Origin of the sequence: Arenibacter flavimaris (assembly GCF_030291335.1) — a bacterium.
In the GTDB taxonomy this organism is placed as follows: domain Bacteria; phylum Bacteroidota; class Bacteroidia; order Flavobacteriales; family Flavobacteriaceae; genus Arenibacter.
This window is the reverse complement of sequence record NZ_JASWIM010000019.1, coordinates 34,517-55,913: the sequence shown is the minus strand read 5'-3', so window position 1 is coordinate 55,913 and position 21,397 is coordinate 34,517. Positions and strand designations below refer to the sequence as shown.

At 38.2% G+C, this 21,397-nt stretch carries 21 protein-coding genes; 15 read left to right on the top strand and 6 right to left on the bottom strand.

Annotated elements, in window-relative coordinates; translation table 11 throughout:
* Window positions 1-58 precede the first annotated feature (58 nt).
* Window positions 59-1,480, top strand: coding sequence for a sulfatase family protein (locus tag QSE00_RS14690; protein WP_286106528.1), 1,422 nt, complete (start codon window positions 59-61; stop codon window positions 1,478-1,480).
* A 59-nt stretch (window positions 1,481-1,539) separates the two neighbouring features.
* On the opposite strand, the gene QSE00_RS14685 is transcribed toward QSE00_RS14690, so the two are convergent.
* The 3 genes from QSE00_RS14685 to nhaA form a co-directional block, all read right to left on the bottom strand.
* The gene (locus tag QSE00_RS14685) at window positions 1,540-2,529 is read right to left on the bottom strand and encodes a bile acid:sodium symporter family protein (RefSeq protein ID WP_286106527.1); all 990 of its coding nucleotides are present in this window, start codon (window positions 2,527-2,529) and stop codon (window positions 1,540-1,542) included.
* A 207-nt stretch (window positions 2,530-2,736) separates the two neighbouring features.
* Window positions 2,737-3,828 carry a DUF6544 family protein gene (locus tag QSE00_RS14680; protein WP_286106526.1) on the bottom strand — a complete coding sequence of 364 codons (1,092 nt, stop codon included), beginning with the start codon at window positions 3,826-3,828 and terminating at the stop codon, window positions 2,737-2,739.
* A 608-nt stretch (window positions 3,829-4,436) separates the two neighbouring features.
* Complete coding sequence (gene nhaA / locus QSE00_RS14675; RefSeq protein ID WP_110356354.1) at window positions 4,437-5,744, bottom strand: Na+/H+ antiporter NhaA; 1,308 nt, start codon at window positions 5,742-5,744, stop codon at window positions 4,437-4,439.
* A 50-nt stretch (window positions 5,745-5,794) separates the two neighbouring features.
* Between nhaA and QSE00_RS14670 the strand changes: the two genes are divergently transcribed.
* Window positions 5,795-5,929: a hypothetical protein gene (locus tag QSE00_RS14670; protein WP_286106525.1), complete on the top strand. Its 135-nt coding sequence runs from the start codon at window positions 5,795-5,797 to the stop codon at window positions 5,927-5,929.
* An 18-nt stretch (window positions 5,930-5,947) separates the two neighbouring features.
* Here the strand turns inward: QSE00_RS14670 and QSE00_RS14665 are convergent, their stop codons facing one another.
* A complete protein-coding gene (locus tag QSE00_RS14665; RefSeq protein WP_286106524.1) occupies window positions 5,948-8,182 on the bottom strand; it encodes an FUSC family protein in 2,235 nt (744 codons plus the stop codon).
* A 200-nt stretch (window positions 8,183-8,382) separates the two neighbouring features.
* Here QSE00_RS14665 and QSE00_RS14660 point away from each other — a divergent pair, with 200 nt between their 5' ends.
* The 11 genes from QSE00_RS14660 to QSE00_RS14610 all read left to right on the top strand — a co-directional run bounded on the left by QSE00_RS14660 (window position 8,383) and on the right by QSE00_RS14610 (window position 17,100).
* Window positions 8,383-9,282: a MerR family transcriptional regulator gene (locus QSE00_RS14660; RefSeq protein WP_286106522.1), complete on the top strand. Its 900-nt coding sequence runs from the start codon at window positions 8,383-8,385 to the stop codon at window positions 9,280-9,282.
* A gap of 338 nt (window positions 9,283-9,620) precedes the next feature.
* Window positions 9,621-10,277, top strand: a complete 657-nt coding sequence (locus tag QSE00_RS14655; protein WP_110356351.1) for a TetR family transcriptional regulator C-terminal domain-containing protein — start codon at window positions 9,621-9,623, stop codon at window positions 10,275-10,277.
* Window positions 10,278-10,287: 10 nt separating this feature from the next.
* Window positions 10,288-11,598 (top strand): ABC1 kinase family protein, encoded by a 1,311-nt coding sequence (locus QSE00_RS14650; protein WP_286106521.1) that lies wholly within the window; start codon window positions 10,288-10,290, stop codon window positions 11,596-11,598.
* A gap of 43 nt (window positions 11,599-11,641) precedes the next feature.
* Window positions 11,642-13,066 (top strand): SDR family oxidoreductase, encoded by a 1,425-nt coding sequence (locus QSE00_RS14645; RefSeq protein WP_286106519.1) that lies wholly within the window; start codon window positions 11,642-11,644, stop codon window positions 13,064-13,066.
* Window positions 13,067-13,272: 206 nt separating this feature from the next.
* Window positions 13,273-13,617 carry a hypothetical protein gene (locus QSE00_RS14640; protein ID WP_286106518.1) on the top strand — a complete coding sequence of 115 codons (345 nt, stop codon included), beginning with the start codon at window positions 13,273-13,275 and terminating at the stop codon, window positions 13,615-13,617.
* Window positions 13,614-13,880: a DUF2805 domain-containing protein gene (locus QSE00_RS14635; protein ID WP_286106517.1), complete on the top strand. Its 267-nt coding sequence runs from the start codon at window positions 13,614-13,616 to the stop codon at window positions 13,878-13,880. Before QSE00_RS14640 ends, QSE00_RS14635 begins: the two co-directional genes overlap by 4 nt.
* Window positions 13,881-13,934: 54 nt before the next feature.
* Complete coding sequence (gene folE, locus QSE00_RS14630; RefSeq protein ID WP_286106516.1) at window positions 13,935-14,633, top strand: GTP cyclohydrolase I FolE; 699 nt, start codon at window positions 13,935-13,937, stop codon at window positions 14,631-14,633.
* A gap of 4 nt (window positions 14,634-14,637) precedes the next feature.
* Window positions 14,638-14,868, top strand: a complete 231-nt coding sequence (locus QSE00_RS14625; protein WP_110356346.1) for a hypothetical protein — start codon at window positions 14,638-14,640, stop codon at window positions 14,866-14,868.
* A gap of 12 nt (window positions 14,869-14,880) precedes the next feature.
* The gene (locus QSE00_RS14620) at window positions 14,881-15,564 is read left to right on the top strand and encodes an SDR family NAD(P)-dependent oxidoreductase (RefSeq protein ID WP_286106514.1); all 684 of its coding nucleotides are present in this window, start codon (window positions 14,881-14,883) and stop codon (window positions 15,562-15,564) included.
* A gap of 3 nt (window positions 15,565-15,567) precedes the next feature.
* The gene (locus QSE00_RS14615) at window positions 15,568-16,110 is read left to right on the top strand and encodes a glutathione peroxidase (RefSeq protein ID WP_286106513.1); all 543 of its coding nucleotides are present in this window, start codon (window positions 15,568-15,570) and stop codon (window positions 16,108-16,110) included.
* Between the two features lie 819 nt (window positions 16,111-16,929).
* Window positions 16,930-17,100, top strand: coding sequence for a Lacal_2735 family protein (locus QSE00_RS14610; RefSeq protein ID WP_286106512.1), 171 nt, complete (start codon window positions 16,930-16,932; stop codon window positions 17,098-17,100).
* Between the two features lie 84 nt (window positions 17,101-17,184).
* Here the strand turns inward: QSE00_RS14610 and QSE00_RS14605 are convergent, their stop codons facing one another.
* The gene (locus tag QSE00_RS14605; protein ID WP_286106511.1) at window positions 17,185-18,195 is read right to left on the bottom strand and encodes an acyl-CoA dehydrogenase family protein; all 1,011 of its coding nucleotides are present in this window, start codon (window positions 18,193-18,195) and stop codon (window positions 17,185-17,187) included.
* Entirely contained in the window at window positions 18,173-18,778 is a 606-nt protein-coding gene (pnuC, locus tag QSE00_RS14600; RefSeq protein ID WP_459076844.1) for a nicotinamide riboside transporter PnuC, read from the bottom strand. Before pnuC ends, QSE00_RS14605 begins: the two co-directional genes overlap by 23 nt.
* Before the next feature lie 775 nt (window positions 18,779-19,553).
* Between pnuC and QSE00_RS14595 the strand changes: the two genes are divergently transcribed.
* On the top strand, window positions 19,554-20,117 hold the full coding sequence (locus QSE00_RS14595) for an RNA polymerase sigma factor (protein WP_286106508.1): 564 nt from the start codon (window positions 19,554-19,556) through the stop codon (window positions 20,115-20,117).
* A 120-nt stretch (window positions 20,118-20,237) separates the two neighbouring features.
* Entirely contained in the window at window positions 20,238-21,374 is a 1,137-nt protein-coding gene (locus QSE00_RS14590; RefSeq protein WP_286106507.1) for a FecR family protein, read from the top strand.
* The last annotated feature ends 23 nt before the right edge of the window (window positions 21,375-21,397 follow it).

Here is a 21,397-nt window from a genome sequence, read left to right as displayed (position 1 = left end):
AAATAAATTGTCCAATCTTTTTTTTACCTTCCAACCTATATAAAATATAGCCAATTTCATGATTACTCCCAAACCCGCAACAGATCAAATTCTTAGAATACTTATAATCCTTTTGTTCGTTCTACCGATTTCCAGCAATAGCTACGGTCAGGAAAATTTAAGCAAAACCCCCAATTTCATTATCATTTTTGCAGACGATCTTGGCTATGGCGATCTTGGCACTTATGGCCACCCAACCATTAAAACCCCGCATTTGGATCAAATGGCCGCCGAAGGACAAAAATGGACCAATTTTTATGTAGGGGCCAGTGTATGTACCCCAAGTAGAGCGGCATTATTAACTGGAAGGTTACCGGTAAGAAGCGGAATGGCCAGTGATGTTAAAAGGGTGTTGTTCCCTAATTCCAAATATGGTTTGCCAAGCTCGGAAATAACTTTGGCGGAACAATTAAAAAAAGTAGGCTACAGTACAGCATGTATTGGTAAGTGGCATTTAGGCCATAAGGAGGAATACCTACCTACCAATAATGGTTTTGATTACTATTTTGGCATCCCCTACTCCAACGACATGGACTTTGTAGGCGATTATAAAGCCTATAAGGAAAAAAAAGGAAATTTACCCACCGAAAATTTCAATGTTCCCTTAATGAGGAATACCGAAATCATTGAAAGGCCTGCCAATCAAAATACCATTACCAAAAGATACGCAGAAGAGACCATAGCCTATATTAAAAAAAACAAGGACAATCCTTTCTTTATATACTTGGCCCACAATCTGCCCCACATACCCCTATTTGCCTCCGAAGATTTTTTAGGCAAAAGTAAACGAGGGATTTATGGCGATGTTGTTGAGGAAATTGATCATGGTATAGGGCAAATTATTGCCGCCCTAAAAGAAGAAGGCCTGGACAAAAATACTATTGTGGTATTTACATCGGATAACGGCCCTTGGCTGTCCTACGGAATTAATGGCGGCAGTGCCGGATTACTTAAAGCAGGAAAAGGTATGACCTGGGAAGGTGGCATGAGGGAACCCTGTATATTTTGGTCACCTACCAACATTAAGCCAGCCGTAATATCCGAATTGGGTACCACCATGGATCTTTTCCCAACCTTCAGTGCCTTGGCAAATGTACCAATGCCCAAGGACAGGATTATGGATGGTTTTGACCTAAGTGGAACCCTTTTTAAGAATGCTTCCAGCCCGCGAAAAGGAGTTTTCTACTATAGGGGAACACAATTATATGCAGCCCGACTTGGAGATTACAAGGCACATTATATTACTGAAGGTTCCTATGGCCAGTTCGGCGAAAAGATAGTACACCCTGTACCGATCTTATACAATTTAAGTGTGGACCCATCTGAAAATTTTGACTTAGGGGCCAGTCAACCAGAAATAATATCGGAAATCAATGCTATGGTAAAGGAGCACCAATCCAAATTGGTAAAAGGCAAAGACCAACTGATGGATATAGAATAGACAAATGTGGATTAACCGCTGTAAAATTCAAAGGAAACTTGGTCCATTTTGTTTTTAGGCTATACCACTTCGGTAGGTTTCGGCGCAACTGGCCTATTGGCTCGAATACCGGCCACTATGCTCAAAATTAGAATCTGGGTGGCATGGAATACCATTAAGGGCAGCAAAATTACACCTATGGAAGCCATATTGCCAAAAAGAATTTTAGAGAAAACAGTACCATGCACCAAGGATTTTTTGGTGCCACAAAACTGGGCCGTAATTTGATCCTCGGTATTAAATTTTAGTTTTTTGGCCACAAAACCTGTTATTAAAAATACAAGGTAAAACAACCCTAGTACCGCTATAAAAAGTATCAACAAATCCACAAAGGATACCGTACCAAAAATGTTTTCTTCAAACGATCCGGCAAAGCTTTTATAGATTATAAGCAAAATAATGGATTTATCGAAGAAGGATAAACTTCTATTGTACTTCTGTGCCCACTCCCCCCAATATCGCTGTAGAAAAAACCCAAAAACTACAGGCAGAATAATCTGCAGTACAAGTTTTGTGTATATTTCCGTAAAATCAAAATCTGTTCCGGCATTTTGAACAAAGAATCCCATCCAAAGCGGAGTAATGACAATACCAATTATACCCGAAATACTGGCATTGAAAATTGCTGCAGGGATGTTGCCCTTGGCTATAGAAACCATTACCACCGAGGAAGAAACCGTAGAGGGTAAGGCCGCCAAAAAAAAGAAGGCCAACCATAAGGTCTGCTGCTCTTCATTTTGTATAAGTGGATAAAATGCCAAAACGATTAAGGGAAAAATCAAAAAAGTGGATGCCTGCACCAACAAGTGCAACTTCCAATTCTTAAGTCCGGCCTTTAATTTAGAGGGACTCAATTTTAATCCATAAAAAAAGAAGATTAAGGAAATTCCTATTGTACCAATCGTATCGATCGGAACACCGCTGTCTGCCGTACCCCAATAGGGAAAAACATAAGCTATTCCAATGACAGCTATTATAGACAGGACAAACCCATCGATTTTAAATTTCATAGTCAATCCCCGTTTTATAATATGACCATTACAATAATGGTGGTAGCCTTATGACTGCGAAATTAATAATTAAACCACAGCCAATACCATACAGGATCCAATTTATCCGGCGCACCATTACAAGTGTAAATTAAAGCCCTAAAATTAGAATATGCTTTCGTAGCGCACTCACAGAAATTTCTAAACCTTTCCTATCACAAATTAAAACTACCTATTGGCATCGGTAACATTATAAATTATATCGGCTACTTCAAATTTTCCATATACAAATTCCCCATCAGGATAATGCCATGTAGCTTCGCCATAAGAAGGCAATTGGTAGCCATTTATATTTTTGTAATTGTTTACAGGTGTTGAAAATGGAAATGCTTTCATTTCCGCTACGGAATAACGGTCATTGGACACAAAATTCACCAATTGCCCCTTTTCATTAAAATACAATTCGGCAGATATTATAGTTTCATTATTATGAAAGGTGGCCCTTGCACTTAAGGCATCCAGGGTCTCCCAACTAATTCTGTCGTCTATTAAGGCAGCTGGGGCAAATAGGCATAGATCATTAAAAAAGGTGACGGTTTCCGTAGGGTACAATTCCGGTTCTTCCAAGTCCACTACAGGAAAAAGCGATAAAAGTTTTATTTGCATGCGGGCAGTTTCGTTGGTATACTTATGATAGCCATTGGTAGGAAGGCCCATTACCTTGGCCTTCATAAAAAACAAGCGCCTTGGCACCCCAAAGAAATTATATTGAACCGATTCAAAAGGGAACCAATCTTTGCCTTTGTCCCGCATTTCGCCTTTGAATACAATTTTCATATTGTACACCTTTGGCTTTCCCACTGCACCTACATAACCCAGATACTTTTGAACGCAAATGGGCAAAGGTGCCAAATCCTCTTCACTTAAAACTTCCTTACTTGGGGCAACAGTGTTCATAGCAAAAACAACATCATCTTTAAAACTTCTTTCAAATAGTATAGTTGCTTGACCTATGATAGCTGCGCACAAAATAATGGCATTCGCAATGGTTCCAAATTTGGCATCCATCCAGCTAGTAAAAATCAAGCCTTGGGAAAGAACTACCATTGCCAGGCCCAGTAAAGGCCACCAATCCTTTCTTAAGAACAATCCTATAGCGGTTACAATGAACATTATGGCTGCCAAAAACCAAAGTATGCCCATTGGTCTTGAAATCGCTTTGGTGAATTGTGCCATCTCCCCAAATTGGAAAGCTTTGGCGAATCCGATCAAATGTATAAGACCGTGAATAATCAAGATAATTAAAACTGCAATTCGCATATTTCTATTCTTTGAATTATTTCAGCATTAAATCAGTACAAAAAGTCATTTTAGATTTCTACCTAAATTATTTATCCATTAACCGATATAAAAACTGGCGGCTGCCGCCATAAAATCCCAAGTTCAATTTCCCCTAATCGGGCAGCACATAAAGTTCGATCCACGCTTCTTCCCTTACCAAATAAAATTCCTTGTAGTTTTCTGTAGGTGCACAGATCATAAATTTTAATTTTACGGGATTAAAAATAAATAAGTCAGGGATCTTTGAAAATGACATATATCAGGTGATCAATATCTTATACAAACAACGGCCATTTTGAACATGGAATTCCTGCTAAATCTTAGAAGAATTACTAGAAATCAGCACAGAATGGGAACCGTCCTCCAAGAAAGGTGCTATAGCTTGAATTTGGTCGCAGCCTTGCGACTGACCCCGCCAATCACGAAAAAAAATAGATGCAGGATTACTTGGATTGCCTGTTCAATTGTTCTCGAAGCACTGACCCTTCAAGCCAAATAAGGTAAAAAAGATTTGCACTCCAAACACATTGCATCCATGTGGGAGCCGATACCATGACCCATTTTCAGACCGTATTTAAGTCCAACCCTTATTGATCCTTTTTCTTTCCACCACTAAACCTTAGTACCAGATACCCCACCAGACCGGAAACAACCGAACCTATCAAGATACCCACCTTAGCCGAATCTATCAGTATTGCATTATCTGAAAATGCCAGATTGGCAATAAAAATGGACATGGTAAAGCCTACCCCTGCCAAAATAGCTATTCCAGTAACCTGAACAAAGTTCATATCACCGGGCAATAGCGCCAACCGGAGTTTAACCCCCAACCAAGACATCAATGTAATCCCAAACAATTTACCAAGAAATAAAGCTATGGCGATATTCATCATCAAAGGGATATCAAAATCCACATTGGTACTGAAAACCACTCCCGCATTGGCCAGGGCAAAAACCGGCATAATAAAATAAGCTACCCAGCCGTGAAGTCGATGTTCCAACCTCTGAAGTGGTGAGGTAAATTTATCGGTCAAATCGTCAAGGTCGTCCATATGCCCTATTTGTTCTTTGGACAAGATCGGAACCTTTTCGTTATTGGATTGGGAAATACCTTCAATTATTTTGGAAAGGTTCTCCTTAAAATAATTCATATCGATCTTTTGCCGTATTGGCACGGTAAATGCCACAAGTACACCTGCTATCGTTGGATGTATTCCCGATTTCAAAAATAGCAACCAAATAATAAATCCAAGAATTACAGTCATATATTTGGAATAAATACCTTTAAATCCAAGATAAGAAAGTATTAGAAAGGGAATTAATGAATACAAGATCAAAAACCAATCAACCCCACCACTATAAAAAATTGCAATAACCAAGACTGCGCCCAAATCGTCCACTATGGCAAAGGCCGTAAGGAATATCTTTAAACTTAAGGGAACCCTATTTCCCAAGAGCTGAAGTATGGCCAATGAAAAGGCTATATCCGTTGCCATGGGGATTCCCCATCCCGGTGCCGTTTGGGGCCGATCATTTAAAAAAAGGAACAGAGCCAAAGGGAAAAGCATTCCCCCGAGAGCAGCAAACAATGGAAATATAGCCTTTCGAAATTCATTGAGTTCCCCAATCAGCAATTCTCTTTTTATTTCCAATCCTATCAAAAAGAAAAACAAGGCCATGAGCCCATCGTTGATCCATAAAGAAAGGGGTTTTGTAAGCTGAAACGCATCGGAACCAATGCCTATTTTATATTGCCATAAGGAATTGTAGGATTCACTAAACCCAGAATTGGCCCAAATCATGGCTATGAGTGTGGCGCTAAACAAGAGAACACCACTTAAACTCTCAATTTTTACGAATTTTTGGAAAGGGGTAAGAATAATTCTTTTGATCATAAATTAAAGATGTTATTGTACATAAATGTCATAATTGTAAAAATACATAAATGCTTCAAATTGTAATGGACAAGCAATATTTACAAGTATTGATCATAAAAGGATTGGTGACCACGATTATTATAGCTCATAATAAGGAGCTATCCGTGCTACTTATAGATACGACCTCCAAGAACACTACCTAAAAAGGTACTACAGATCTACTAGTCAAACTCAATTTTCGAGACCAACCTTAACATTTTCCCACTTAAGGAATACAACCATTGTAATTGTTCGGTTACCAAATGGGCTTCCTGAAGCTCGCGCTCCAATTTTATATCCATGGGAGAGGAAAGTTCTATCCTTTGTGGCACAAAGGTAGGTAGCTGTTCCTTGGAGTTTGGACCGTTCTGAAGGTCAACAAGGGCCTGGTCCAATTTTGAACCTTCCAAAGCAAGAAGTACCTGCTCTAGGTTTTTATCAATTTGAGAAATAAATTTTTTAAATTTTAACGTAGCCTCAGTGGTAGGGTTATTCTGGATATATGTGCTAAAGGATGCCAAAGATGACAGAAAAGTATGGTTCAGCACAACCAGTTCATATATTTTATCCAGATTCTTTTGTTTTGATACAGGTTCTTGTGCCATGCGCTGAAAGGCCGAGCTAAGGTTGGAAGTTTCCACAAAAGCTTCCTTACGGGAAATCTTATAAGTGGTAGTCACCTTTCCCTTTAGTTCATAATAATGGGCAATTTGGGCAAGAAACTCCCTATTGGCCTTAACGCTATTTTCTATTTGTTCCCTGATCTCCATAAACCCCCAGGCCGGCAAAATCCACAACATGGCCATAAAGGACAGGCCAGCACCGATGAGCGTATCCAATATTCTGTACTGTATTACGGTTATTATGTCCGGACGGATAATGGCATAAACGAATACTACGGTAAGTGTTATAAAGGTAGCCCCTGCCCTATAATTTTTTTGCACCATTGAAAAGGCTACGACCAAAGACACCACTCCCAAAACCCCAAATACATAAGGGTTCTGAATTAAAAAAACAAAACCGGTGGCAATAGCACCACCTAAAAGTGTTCCAATAATCCTATCCTTTGTACGGGATTTAGTAAGGCCGTAGCTGGGCCGCATTATGACTATAATAGTCAATAGTATCCAATACGGGTTTTGAAAATCGAAGAAATTACCAAGGGCATACCCCACCATAACGGTCACGGACAACCTTAACGAGTGTCTAAATATGGTAGACCTAAAACTAAAGTTACTCAGCAATAGTTTGGGATCGTAATCCTGGGGAACTATAAAGCGTCTGGCAGCAGCCTGGTCTATTAAATCTACCGAACCCATATCCGGATTTCCAAGAAGCCATTTTATCTTTTTAAGCTTCTCAAATTGTTTTTCCAGATAATGAAATAGGTTTTGAAGCATTAGTCCCCCCTCAAAATCCCCAGCACCCGTATCGTTCCTGAAACTTGTGATTTCATTTTCCACCTTTTCAAAACATTGTGCCAATTTGGAATTTTTGGGAAACTTATTATGGTCGGTTCCCATGTCGGCAATTAACCTTAGTTGACTTGCCATTTCGAATATTAAATTCTGAAAGCTCTCTATAAACTCTGGGTGATCTCCAAGAAGCGCATCCATTTTATCATAATTGACAGGATTGGCGATCGCCGTTTCGAGCATATCTATCAATTCAACAAAGATCAACAGCCTCTTGGCCTGATAACTTGATCTTCCAGAACTTTTCCTCGAAAGAAGCAATATTTCCCTTAGGGTTTCATGATGCTCAATTAACTTACTCTGTATTTCATATAATTTGGACTGCAATTCCAATCGGTCCGTCTTAGGACCAACCAATTGCCCCCTGGTTTCCAAAAATTCAGCAGTAAGCCTATAGGTCTCCCCAAAAAGTTCTTCGGTTTGCGCCTTAGGGTTTATACGGTACCAAAGCACTGCCAAAAACAAATACCATAGTCCCCCAACCCCTATTAAAATCGCGTATTCATAAATTTCGAGTTCCTGGGATTCGTGGGCAAAGCTCAATACCAAGGCCAGTAAGCCGGAAAAACTAATAAGGGAGGCCCTAAACCCATACACGGAAATAAAAGCGATAGCAAATGTTAACAATCCCAAAACGGGAATAAGTAATCTAGTTTCTAATTTCAAATAACCTGCAATGAAACTTACCACCATAACCAGGACCGCAGAAAATAGGATCCCAAACTTTTTGTGTCGAAAATTACCGCTCACATCACTAGGTGAACTCCAAAAAGCCCCAAAGCAAAGGGCCAATCCAATTTCCAAATGCCCCCACTTAATGGAAAGTAAAATAGGTACCGTAACAGCTATGGCAATCAGAATGGCCTTGGAGAAATTAGTACTTTTTAAAAAGTAGAGCAGTTCCCTAAGATTATTAAAAATGAGTTGGCTGTATGATTTCAATTCTTATTTGTTCAGCTATAAAGATACGATTTGCCATTGCTATGGCAAATATTGAAAATCCTGTATTTTCAAGGTATTCCATTTTCTTACACAACCTATAAATGGCTAGGCACACCAACATACTGGCATATTAAGCCTCGAACAAAACTTTGAAATGAATCATAAAAACCATATTTTTGTTTAATCTTTTTTTAAAATAAATGAACAACGTTAAAAGTAATTTTAGCATAAAGGACCTTGAAAATCTCTCAGGAATTAAGGCCCATACCATTAGAATATGGGAAAAACGCTACAATCTGTTTCAACCTAACAGAACGGATACCAACATTAGATGCTATGATATAGAGAACCTGCAAAAACTTCTTAATGTTACATTCCTTTACAATAACGGTTATAAAATTTCCAAGATTTCTCAGTTGGGGGAGGATAAAATTCCCGGCGTAGTAAGAAATTTGGTTTCCGATCAAAGCAATAACGGACATGTTTTAAATTCCTTTAAAATGGCCATGATGAATTTTGACCAGGCCTTATTCTCCAAAACCTATAATGGGCTTTTAAAGGAAAAGTCGTTTAGGGAGATCTTCTATGACGATTTTATCCCTTTTTTAAATGAAGTAGGACTGTTATGGCAAACCGATACCATAACACCCTCCCATGAACATTTTATTTGCGCCCTGATCAAACAAAAGATTTTGGTAAATACGGAAAAGTTGCAATTCAGTACGCCCACTAATTCATCCAAGACTTTTGTGCTATACCTTCCCGATAATGAAATTCACGAGTTGGGATTAATGTTCCTGAATTATGAAATCCTGTCCAAAGGCTACCATGCCATATTTCTTGGACAAAGCATCCCCATACCCTGTTTAAAGGATTTATTACCCTTATACAACAATATTGTATTTGTTTCCTATTTTACGGTACAACCACACAGGGAGAATATTATGGCCTATCTTAAGGATTTTTACGACTTGCTGCTAAAGGATACTACTTCAGAGCTTTGGATATCGGGAAAAATGCTCCAAGACATAAATCAAAAAGATTTGCCCAAATCCATAGTTGCCTTTTCCAAGATAGATCATTTGGTCCAAAGCCTTTGATACCCCAAGGTTTAAGTCAGTTACCCTAGGTGAGGCAGTCTGCCGATGAGGCAGACAAACGTATGAGCATTGAAATTCCACTTAGAAGCTGCATCTGTTGCTGACCTCCTTTATTGATGTACAACCCCTTAACGAAGAGGTGTCACCCCTCCTAATCGCCATAAAGGGATGTGAACCTATTTCCTATTGGTAAAACGCTTTAAACGGGTAATAAAGGAATACAATTGGCCTTTTAAAGGTTTCTGCAAGCTCTTCGCCCTAAATTCAAGTTAAAGTTTGTTTAATATTTCAATAAAAAGGTTAAACATTTTGTACCTTGTGCCCTACAATTCAAAGTCATGGCAAAAAAGAAAACTATTTCAGAAAACGACATAATTGCATCCTACATGGATTTTGTCCTGGAACATAATGAAAATCCAAAGTCGGTCAACGCTTTCGCCAAAGCCAACAATTTTGAAGAATCGGAATTTTATAAATTTTTTGGTTCTTTTGAGGCTGTTGAAAAACATGTATTTAAAGCTATTTTCAACAACACTATTTCTGTCTTGCTGAAAAGCGATGATTATAAATCTTTCGATGCGCGTAATAAACTATTGAGTTTTTACTTCACCTTTTTCGAAAATTTGACAGCCAACCGAAGTTATGTGGTTTATGCCTTGCAGCAGCATAAAAACAGTCTTAAAAGTTTAGCCCTATTATCGGAGCTAAAAAAGAGCTTTGTCTCCTTCGTTGAGGGTCTCAATATAGAGACTCTTGACCTAAAACAGGAGCAAATAGATAAAATCCAACGCCGGGCCCTACAGGAATCGGCCTGGCTACAATTGTTATTGACCCTTAAATTCTGGATGGAAGATACCTCAGCTTCTTTTGAAAAGACCGATATTTTTATAGAAAAATCCGTCAATACTAGTTTTGATATTTTGAACATTACCCCACTTAAAAGTGTGGTCGACTTTGGAAAATTTCTTTTCAAGGAAAGAATGCACAAGAACTAAAAATTGATAGATGAAAACCATAGACAATATACCTGTTTCAAAAATACATCGTGCCACAAAATTGGTGTCCACGGGTGCCAGGGTTGGGGTAAATTACCTGAAGTACTATGGTGATAAACTTACAAAAACCGAGCTTCAGGCAAGAACAAGACTTAACGAGAACAATGCCGAAGATATTTATGACAGCCTAAAACAGCTCAAAGGAAGTGCTCTAAAAGTTGCCCAAATGTTAAGTATGGAAAAAAGCATCTTGCCCCAAGCATATGTGGAGAAATTTTCCTTGGCGCAGTTTTCCGTCCCCCCATTATCACCTCCCTTGGTAATCAAGACATTTAAAAATTATTTTGGCAAACTGCCCAATGAACTATTTGATTCCTTCAACACAACTTCAGTAAACGCTGCCAGTATTGGTCAAGTCCATGAGGCAGTAAAAGATGGGAAAAAACTTGCTGTGAAAATCCAATATCCAGGAGTTGCCGATAGTATAGCCTCCGACCTTGCCCTAGTTAAGCCCATTGCGATAAAAATGTTTAACATAAAAGGCAAAGATTCGGACAAGTACTTCAAGGAAGTTGAAGGAAAGTTACTAGAGGAAACAGATTATGTATTGGAAATGGAACAAAGCAAGGAAATTGCCGAAGCCTGCTCAGGAATTCACAACCTTTTGTTTCCCCAATATTACGAAGAATTGTCCTCCGACCGAATTCTTACCATGGACTACATGCAAGGAGAACATCTTTCTGAGTTTACGGGCTATAACACCGATCAGGATAAGGCCAATACATTGGGACAGGCCCTTTGGGATTTTTATATGTTTCAGATTCACAGACTGAAAAAAGTTCATGCCGACCCACATCCTGGAAATTTCTTGGTATCCAGGGAAGGTAAATTGATTGCACTCGATTTCGGTTGTATGAAAATTATTCCCGAGGAATTTTATGTCCCTTATTTTGAACTGGCGAAACCGGAAAATATTAGGGACCATAATTTTTTTGTGAGCAAATTATACGAACTGGAAATTTTACGTAAAGACGATTCAAAAGAGGAAACGGAATTCTTCACTGCAATGTTCCATGATTTGTTGAGCCTTTTCACCCAGCCGTTTCAGGCAGAAACCTTCGATTTTTCAGATAGTGGGTTCTTCGGTAAAATCACGGAATTGGGACAGCGCTACTCAAAGAGTACGGAACTGCGTAAAATGAACGGCAATAGGGGATCCAAACATTTCATCTATATTAATAGGACCTTTTTTGGACTATATAACCTTATGTTCGATTTAAAAGCCAGCAACATTAAGATCAACAACTTTAATAAATATTAATGTTTCGAATAGGTTGAACAGTGTATCCAAAATAATATAAAAAATGAAGATTCTCGTAACAGGAGCCACAGGGTATATCGGCAAAAGATTGATTCCCGTTTTAACCAACGAAGGGCATCAGGTGGTCTGTGTTGTACGCGATACATTAAGAGCCGACAAAACCTACCTAGAGGATGATAATATCAGTATTGTAGAGGCCGATTTTTTAAAACCGGAAACTTTAAAATATATCCCCAAAGATATTGATGTGGCGTACTATTTAATACACTCCATGTCCAATTCTTCGAACAATTTTGAGCGTTTGGAAGCGGCCTGTGCGGCCAATTTCAAAAACTATTTTTCCACTACCAACTTAAAACAAGTAATTTATTTAAGCGGTATTTCAAATGAGGAACAACTTTCCAAACATTTACAGTCCAGAAAAAATGTGGAGGAAATTCTAGCTTCGGATTCGTACGCACTCACCGTTTTTAAGGCAGGTATCATTGTGGGATCGGGAAGTTCATCTTTTGAGATCATTAGGGATCTTGTGGAGAAACTCCCCGTAATGGTAGCTCCGAAATGGCTCAACACCAAAACCCAACCCCTGGCAGTAAGGGATGTTTTGGCCTTTTTATCAAAAGCAAAAGCAAGGAAAGATCTTTACAACACCTCATTTGACATTTTTGGGCCAGAAATTTTGACCTATAAGCAAATGCTCTTAAAATTTGCAGAAATCCGGGGGTTAAAACGGTATATTTTAACCGTACCGGTCATGACCCCAAAACTTTCTTCCTATTGGCTTTACTTTGTAACCTCTACCTCCTACAAATTGGCAACTACCTTAGTGGATAGCATGGGCGTGCAAATCGTTGGAAAATCCAGTAATATCAATCAACTCCTGGACGTGCACCCTATAACATATAAAGAGGCGGTGCAATTGGCTTTCGAAAAAATTGAACAGAACAGTATTGTGTCTAGCTGGAAAGATTCCATGATTAGCAGTGGCCGACTAAAGAATAACCTTCACAAATACATTAATGTTCCCATATACGGATGTTTTAAGGATTATAAAGAACGTAAAATCCAAAATGAGGAGGACACGATTAACAAAATTTGGTCTATCGGAGGTACCACGGGCTGGTACTATGGAAATTTTCTCTGGAAAATAAGGGGATATCTGGACAAATTGGCAGGGGGTATCGGTCTACGTAGGGGAAGAACCCATATTTCAGAATTGGATGCCGGTGATGCTTTGGATTTTTGGCGGGTAATTTTCAGTGATAAGAAAGAAAAAAAATTATTACTATATGCAGAAATGAAGCTTCCGGGAGAGGCGTGGCTCGAATTTAGAATTGAGAATGGACTTCTTAAACAGACCGCAACCTTTAGGCCCCGTGGAATTGCTGGCCGTTTGTACTGGTACAGCGTCTACCCCTTTCATGGTCTTATTTTCAATGGCTTGATCAATAAACTGGTTTCCAAATAGAGTTTTCCATAACCATAGCTTATAGTATAATAGAAAAATAGAATCAAATTCTGTTTAACTAATTTTAAAATCCATTAAACATTTTGTAACTTTGAGAAGAGTGCAACGGTAAGATGATTTTAGAAACTTCACATAGTAACAAAGATATTTCCCTACTTATAAATGATCTGGTTGGGAAACCATTCAACCTTATAAAATCCATAAGGATGAAAGGGACTGTTTCCAATAGAATGATTATAGAGGAATACAGCGCCAATATGAAAGATTTTCTCAATAGCTCCTTTGACGCTACTTACGCCAATATTGAATTGCGGCCTTTAGGAATACTGGTGGGAATCTTTAAAGGTCTTACCAATTTCACATGGGTTATTCCATATTACCAACTGATAATTTACAACAACGACTGTAGTAGTCTATATTCCCAAGGGCGATTTATTCGGTTCAGAAGGGATGTAGCCTTTGAAAAAAGTAAATCTTTCCTACATAAGTTGTTGAAACAAAAAGCAGGATATGAATCCAAATATGATTTTTTAAATTTTAAAGGAGTTTGAGCAAAGGGGATATTGACCGTATAATTGGAATGGCCTGGATAAAAAGAACACCTTTTGAAGCCATAACCTATCAGTTTTCAATCTTTGGGCAAGAAGTGGTTAATCCCATGGGCCTGGAAATGACTCCAAATGGCTTTAAAACTTGGCATCAAGTTGCTGAAGTCCGCGCCATCACACACCAAAAATTAAGAACACCAGCTCAAGGACACTTTAAATGTTCTGGACAAAACCAGATTACACAAAACGCAATTACAAAACGCTAACGGTGCTTTGACTTATGGGAAGCGTACATAGGTACAGCACAATAAAAAGATAAAATGAACACAAAAACTGTAGCCCCAAATAAAATAAATGGCCATAAATTAAATGGTTTTACCCTTGCTGATATTGGCGACGACCATCTATATACCGGTTTGGATACACCATTGAAAGCAAATGCATTTGAACTTTCGGATACGGAGAAAAAACAACGTATTGCCCTATTGTTTCAGGAAATTATGGACGTTATGGGGATGGACCTAACTGACGATTCCTTAAAGGGCACACCAGAACGTGTTGCCAAGATGTATATCGATGAAATTTTTTCTGGAATAAATCCAAAGAACAGGCCAAAGATCGCTTTATTCGACAACAAATATCAATACAATCAAATGTTGGTAGAGAAGAACATTACCTTCTATTCCAACTGCGAACACCATTTTGTACCAATTATAGGGAAAGCACATGTAGCCTATATTTCCACTGGTAAAGTAATAGGCTTGTCCAAGTTGAACAGAATTGTACAATATTATGCCAAAAGGCCCCAAGTTCAGGAACGTCTAACCAACCAAATTGCGGAGGATCTAAAAACTATTTTGGGTACGGAGGACGTGGCCGTCATTATTGACGCCAAACATCTATGTGTTTCCTCCAGGGGCATTAAGGACGAATCCTCCACGACGGTAACCTCCTATTATGGAGGAAAATTCAATACAACATCAAAAATAACAGAATTACAAAACTACATTAAAGACTAAAATTATGGACATCATAAACGAAGCATTGGAATTTGAACAAAGAAAACTAAAATCGCTTTCCACTAGCGACAGAATTGAAATTTCGAGAAAAGCAAAAGCCTTGATACTAGGCCTGAATGAAATTTATAAAAGCAAGAAGGATGACAGTATTATGGACATCATGAAACGCCTAACCGCTATAAAACGTAAAGTGGAAAAAAGGTTAAAAGGCCGAAACTTGGTGAGCCAAGTATAAGACATACCTAACATGAAAACAGTAGTTATAATTGGCGGTAGTAAAGGCATAGGCAAGGCTATTGTTGAAACTTTATTGGATTCCCATAGAGTGATCAACCTTAGTAGATCGGTCCCAGAACAGCACCATGCCAACTTAACTCATTATAATGTTGATATCCTGAGCGGCGATTTACCGGAAATTACCAACATGGATGCCTTGGTATACTGTCCAGGAAGCATCAATTTAAAACCAATAGCACGGTTAAGTTTGGAAGACTTTCGGGAAGACTTTGAAATAAATGTTGTTGGTGCGGTCAAGGCCATTCAGAAGTATTTGGAGGTATTAAAACGGAGCGAACGGCCCTCAATTTTACTCTTTAGCACAGTTGCCGCCAAATTGGGCATGCCCTATCATGCCAGTATTGCAACGGCCAAATCCGGGGTAGAAGGTTTGGTAAAGTCCCTTGGAGCGGAATTGGCACCCAATATCCGTATTAACGCCATTGCTCCCACGGTTACGGATACCCAATTGGCGTCGAAACTTCTGCGCAATGAAAAAATGATCGAAAATATTAAAGAGCGCCATCCTTTAAAGAAATTTCTAAACCCCAAGGAAGTAGCAGAAATGGCGGAATTTTTATTATCGGGAAAGGCATCCTCCATCTCTGGACAAATATTTGAAATGGACTATGGCATAGTAACCTTTAAAATTTAATGCATGAATCCCTTCAAAATATTTGCCGAAACCTTATTCACTAGTTCCAAACCCAAGGAAAAGATGCATTTGCCATCAATTTATGACATCAAAATTAATAACTTAAGTGGTACGCCCATTAATATGAAAGACTTTGAGGGCAAATACATCCTCTTAGTAAATGTGGCCTCAAAATGCGGTTTTACCCCCCAGTACAAGCAATTGCAGGAACTCCATGAAACTCATAAAAACCAAATAGTGGTTATTGGCTTGCCCTGTAATCAATTTGGAGGTCAAGAACCAGGTAAGGCTGCAGACATTGAAAAATTCTGTGAAGTTAATTATGGGGCAAATTTCCTGATGACCGAAAAAATCAATGTTAAAGGGAAAGACCAACATCCTTTGTACAGGTGGCTTACAGACAAAACCATGAATGGCCATAAAAATTCAACTGTAAAATGGAATTTCCAAAAATATCTCGTGGACGAAAAGGGTAATTTGATAGATTATTTCTATTCCAATACCAAACCCATGAGTTCCAAAATTACGCAACACTTAAAAAATTAGTGGATCATGACCAATTGTTGTGTTTATCAAAAAATCAGGATTAATTTGATCAGTCGTGTTTTTTGATCAATAGTTTTAATTAATAGGAGCAATTTATTAAAACCAATGATTAAATTATTCTTTCATTTTACTCAAGTGGTTTTTATTGTTTTTTAATGGTTTTCGTGAATCTTCGATTTCTTTGCTTGTCCAATGAAACCGACGCAGGAGATTCATGAATACCTTATTATAAAATAAAAAGGCAATGAATAAAACGAAACCGCAGGTTCAAGAATACATAATTAGGAAAATAACCAGCCATGAGCTAAACAAACCTGCCTTCCGGCAGGCAGGAGAAAAGACCCTTCTTAGCTAGGTGGTCCCTAAAATCTCTGGATTTTAAGTACCGATGCCATGGCCTAAATTATTTCCAAGGCTTCAATAATTCTTAACGGCCAAGCCATCTCCACGACGGAAGAAGAGTTACCAAACCATAGACCTTGAGGGCAATGTCCAAAGGTTTATAATAACGGAAAATGACTTATCCTCACTTGAAGGTTGACGGAACGTAAGAAACGGCCTATTTTCAATTTCGTATTAAATCAAGTAGTTTCCACATTGGGTTCAGGTAGGCGTCCATAGAGCATTTCACCCAAGTGAAAGCGGCCTGGACGCCGGGGCCGTGGAAAGTGCTTAGATTTAAAGAAATTTAAAATCAGCCTAGCGTTTTTTGGTTCGTTTTTTGGGCGATGCAAAAAATGAACAGGATACAAACTTGAAATAGTAAATTATATTTTTTTGTAATTCACACACAACTTTTGGGATTGATCCAAATTAGTCATGTTCGGAATATTTAGAAACAAATCCACGGAAGAGAAACTTCAAATAAAATACAACGGACTTATGAAAGAGTGGCATACACTTTCTAGCATTAATCGGTCTGAAAGCGACAAAAAATATGCAGAGGCACAGGATGTCTTGGAAGAATTGGTAGCCCTCCAAAAAAATTAGACAAAACAATTATCTGTCTAGTTTCTTTTTTGGTCCAAAAATAAAATACCAACTTCGGAACATTATGCGAGCTTTTCAAACAGTTCATTTCCTTGTAAAAATATGGTGTTGGGTCGCCGTAAAATAATCACAGAATATTTGGTTTAACCTGTTGCCCATTGTGCTCGCCTTTACTCCTAAACTGGGATATACTTCTATGATATTCCGTGAGATTTCTTTCACGGATATTACAGCTGCATGGTGAATTTCTTCCGTATAGTGCACTTCAAATACCTTTTCAGCATTGATTGTTTTCTCTATTTGAGAAGCGTAAAGGAATAGTTTATAATCCGACTCGAGGATCGTATCCTCCAAAGCTTGCAACCTCCCTTTCGCTATAACCGTACTGGCTTCTTCCAATAAGTTTTTGGCAATACCAATATAATTGACCCATAGTGTTAAATCAGCAAACAGAGCAAAGGGAATCTTAAAAATAGGATGAGACAGGTAACAATCATTATAACTAAAACTACAACTCTTATGGGCCCTATATGCATCAACTGCAAAAGAATGGGTGGCAGTAGCCTTAAGGCCCATAGTATTCCAGTCCGGAATAATCTGCACTGCTTCTTTCGGAATCACAAACGATTGCACTCTTGGCGACCCATCATTATTCCGTAATTGGATTCCATTTTCCACAATTTCCGCGTTTAACGTAAAATGTGTAAGGTAGGGAGCACCTGTGGCATAGCGCCATTGTCCTGAAATCCTGTAATGATCATCAACAATCTCAGCTGTACCAAATACCCCTCCACTTCCACCCAAGCATGGATTGAAGTCCTTACCCTTAAAAATTTCACGAGCCTTGCTTGGCTGTAAATTGCCTATAAAATAATTGGCTCCACTACAGAGGGTAATGGTCCATCCCAGGCTGGCATCCATCTTGGCCAATTCCTTTAGTCTGGTCAATCCCTCCGAAAGGGATAATTCCAATCCGCCAAAGGCCTTGGGAACCCAAAGGTTCCAGAGGTTCCCATCATCGATCCAATTCAAAATTTCTTGTGGAAAAACATTGGCTCCCTCATATAATTTTCTAAGCTTTAACAGGTTCTCCACTGGTGTCTTTATTAATTAATTCCCTCCATTTAAAATATCCCGAGGTTCCCACTATGAACAAAAAAATAGTCAGCCCGGCATAAATGTACAGCTCTTTGTAAAAAAGCAAAGGAATTGAAATAAGATTGCTAATATTCAAATAGATCCAATTCTCCATCTTCCTTTTGGCCATCAACCACATCCCCGCCCAGGCAAAGGCACTTACAGCCGCATCCCAGATAGGTACATCCGAATTGGTATAATTCCTTAACCAGTGGACCATTAGTGCAAAACAGGCGATTACAATGCCAATGGCCTTTATTTGTTCTGCCTTGTCCGAATAGGTAATTGGCGCTTCTTCCTTGCTTCTCCCATATTTCCAATAAAGCCAGCCGTAAATACTCATAAACAAATAATACAGATGGAGTAATATATCGGCATACAGTTTTGTTTGGTACAATACCCAAATGCCTATCAGAATGGAAACAATTCCAAATAAATAGTTGTGGATATTATTATTCCGGGCCAACAACACCTGGGCAACACCAAGTACTGTTCCTAAAGCCTGCAACCATGTAAGCTGTGTAAAAAAATTCTCCATCAATTCCCTTTTATTTATGAAATGGGAAGATGAAGATAGTAGCGACATGCAAGAGTGCAACATCGAACTGAAATCCCTACGCCGGCATTATCCGGATCAGGTTCGGAGCCAAAACTCCTGGGTATCATCTCAGCCTGCCTTGAATGGCAAGCACCCCATTTATGCCACAAAGCTAAAACTAATTTATGATTTGATATCGGTTTCGAACAAAAAAAAGGCAATATCATTTCAATTCACCTATACCGCAATTTGTTTCCCACTTAATAAAAATTTATACCCGTACCCTACTTCACCAGTAATAAAAAAAAACAGGCTCATCATTAAAAAGCACTCATAACCAATGCATTGACAATTAGGACGAATCGAATACTTTTAGGTGATTATTATAATTCATATTATGGCCTTGATTCTGCACCCCCCCATATAATATTGAAAACTCCGCTATGGAACCGTTCCTGTAGGAATGCACAAGTATAAAACTTACATTGAAAGGATTTATAGCTCAACATTCAGTAGATTATTTTGCATATTTAATCTTGAATTTTAAGATATTTTGCATTATTCGCATTTGATTAATAATTTTACCTAAATTGTAGCGCCGTAATTTGATTATTTGGTGAATTATTTTTCTACAGTAAAAAAATTTTGGACATGGGGACAAACGATTGGATTTTTGGAAGAATCCCATTACTTTCCCAAACATAGCTATTGATTTAATTACTGTTTTCACTATATGCAATATCTTTTTTTGGTTTGGGCACACTAAATGCAATATAATTTGGACTCAGCTTCTATCTTACGGGAATTACAGAACAAAAATCACTTCGTTTTTAAACGGCTGTTTGAGGATTGGTATGCCGATTTGGTCAACTACGCCATCAAACACCTCTTCCACCAAAGTTCAAGTGAGGATGTTGTACAGGATGTTTTTATTTATTTATGGGAAAATGCAGATAAAATTAATATCCAAACTACCCTCAAAGGATACACCTATGCCATGGTGCGCAATAGGTGCTTGAATATTTTAAAGGCCAATAAAATTACCGACACAGCCAATATTATGGAAATGCAGGTCATGCTGGAAACGGATTACAACCCGGACTACTTCCATCAAGAAGAACAAAATTTGGAACTTGCATTAATGCTTAAAGTGCTGGAAAGCTTACCCACTAAAATGCGTACCATTGTTAAATTGCGCTTTGCCAATAATTATAAATATTCTGAAATAGCAGAAGAGCTCGGAGTTTCTGTTAATACCATTAAAACACAATTAAAAAGAGCCAAAGCAAAATTTGGCGAACTGGTAATTTCAATTGCTATCATTTTATCAGTATTGTATTAAACACTGTCTTTTTTTACATCTAAAACATTTTTTTCACATAATACTAAGGATTTACGATTATTTTGTCACCCATTTTAGTTATTTGATTGTCATAGTTATAAGGCAAACTAAATTGGATTGATGGAATTTAAACTTATTTTAAAGAAAATTAACGAGGAACTTAATGAAGAGGAGATGGCCATTTTCAACAAATGGTATAATGAATCTGAGGAACATCGATTATTTTTCAAAAGAGTTCAGGAAAATCGATTGAAGGGAAAATCCATTGTTGACATTAAATCCGGTTGGGATGCCATCTCCACTAAGATCAACCCCAAAAGAAAAAGCAAGGGAAACTTTAAAATTGCAGCTGCCATTGCAGCCATATTGGTGGTGGGATCTATTTTGTTTGTGTTGGATAACAGGCCAAACAACCCAAAAGTGAACATTACTCCCATGCTTGATCAAAATTCGATTTTGGCAGGTACGGATAGGGCCATTTTAACCTTGGAAGATGGCTCCAATGTGGTATTGGAAAAAGGAAAAGAATATAAAACACCAAACATTTTCAGCAATGGATCCCAACTGGTCTACAAAAATGCCTCCGATGCCAAGATTAGTACCACCATCTATAACATATTGACTATTCCAAGAGGTGGACAGTTCTATATTGTATTGGCCGATGGCACCCAAGTATGGTTAAATTCAGATTCCAAATTAAAATACCCAAAAACCTTTAAGGAGAATGCACCCAGACAAGTTGAACTGGTATATGGCGAAGCGTATTTTGATGTAACCCCCAGTTCGGAACACAAGGGTTCGGAGTTTATAGTGGAACATCGGGAACAGAGAATTAATGTTTTGGGCACAGAGTTCAATATCAAGGCATATCAGGAAGAAGAAATAATTGCTACCACTTTGGTTGAAGGAAAGGTTGCACTTGAAAACGGTATAACATCCAACCATTTATTACCCGGGCAACAAGCAATTCTAAATATTGAAAACAAACAAATATCCATTAATCCGGTAGATGTATATAATGAGGTCTCCTGGAAAACGGGCTTTTTTAGTTTTAAAAATAAATCCTTGGAAGATATTACCAAAGTGTTATCCCGCTGGTACGATATTGAGGTGATATTTGCCCGTGAGGATATCAAACAAATAACCTTTACCGGTGTATTTAAAAAGGTACAGGATATTAATGAAATATTGAAAAGTATAGAAAGTACCAATGAAGTGACCTATATCATTAACCAAAAAACGATAACTATGAAGTAACTCTTTTAAAAAAAAAGGGAATG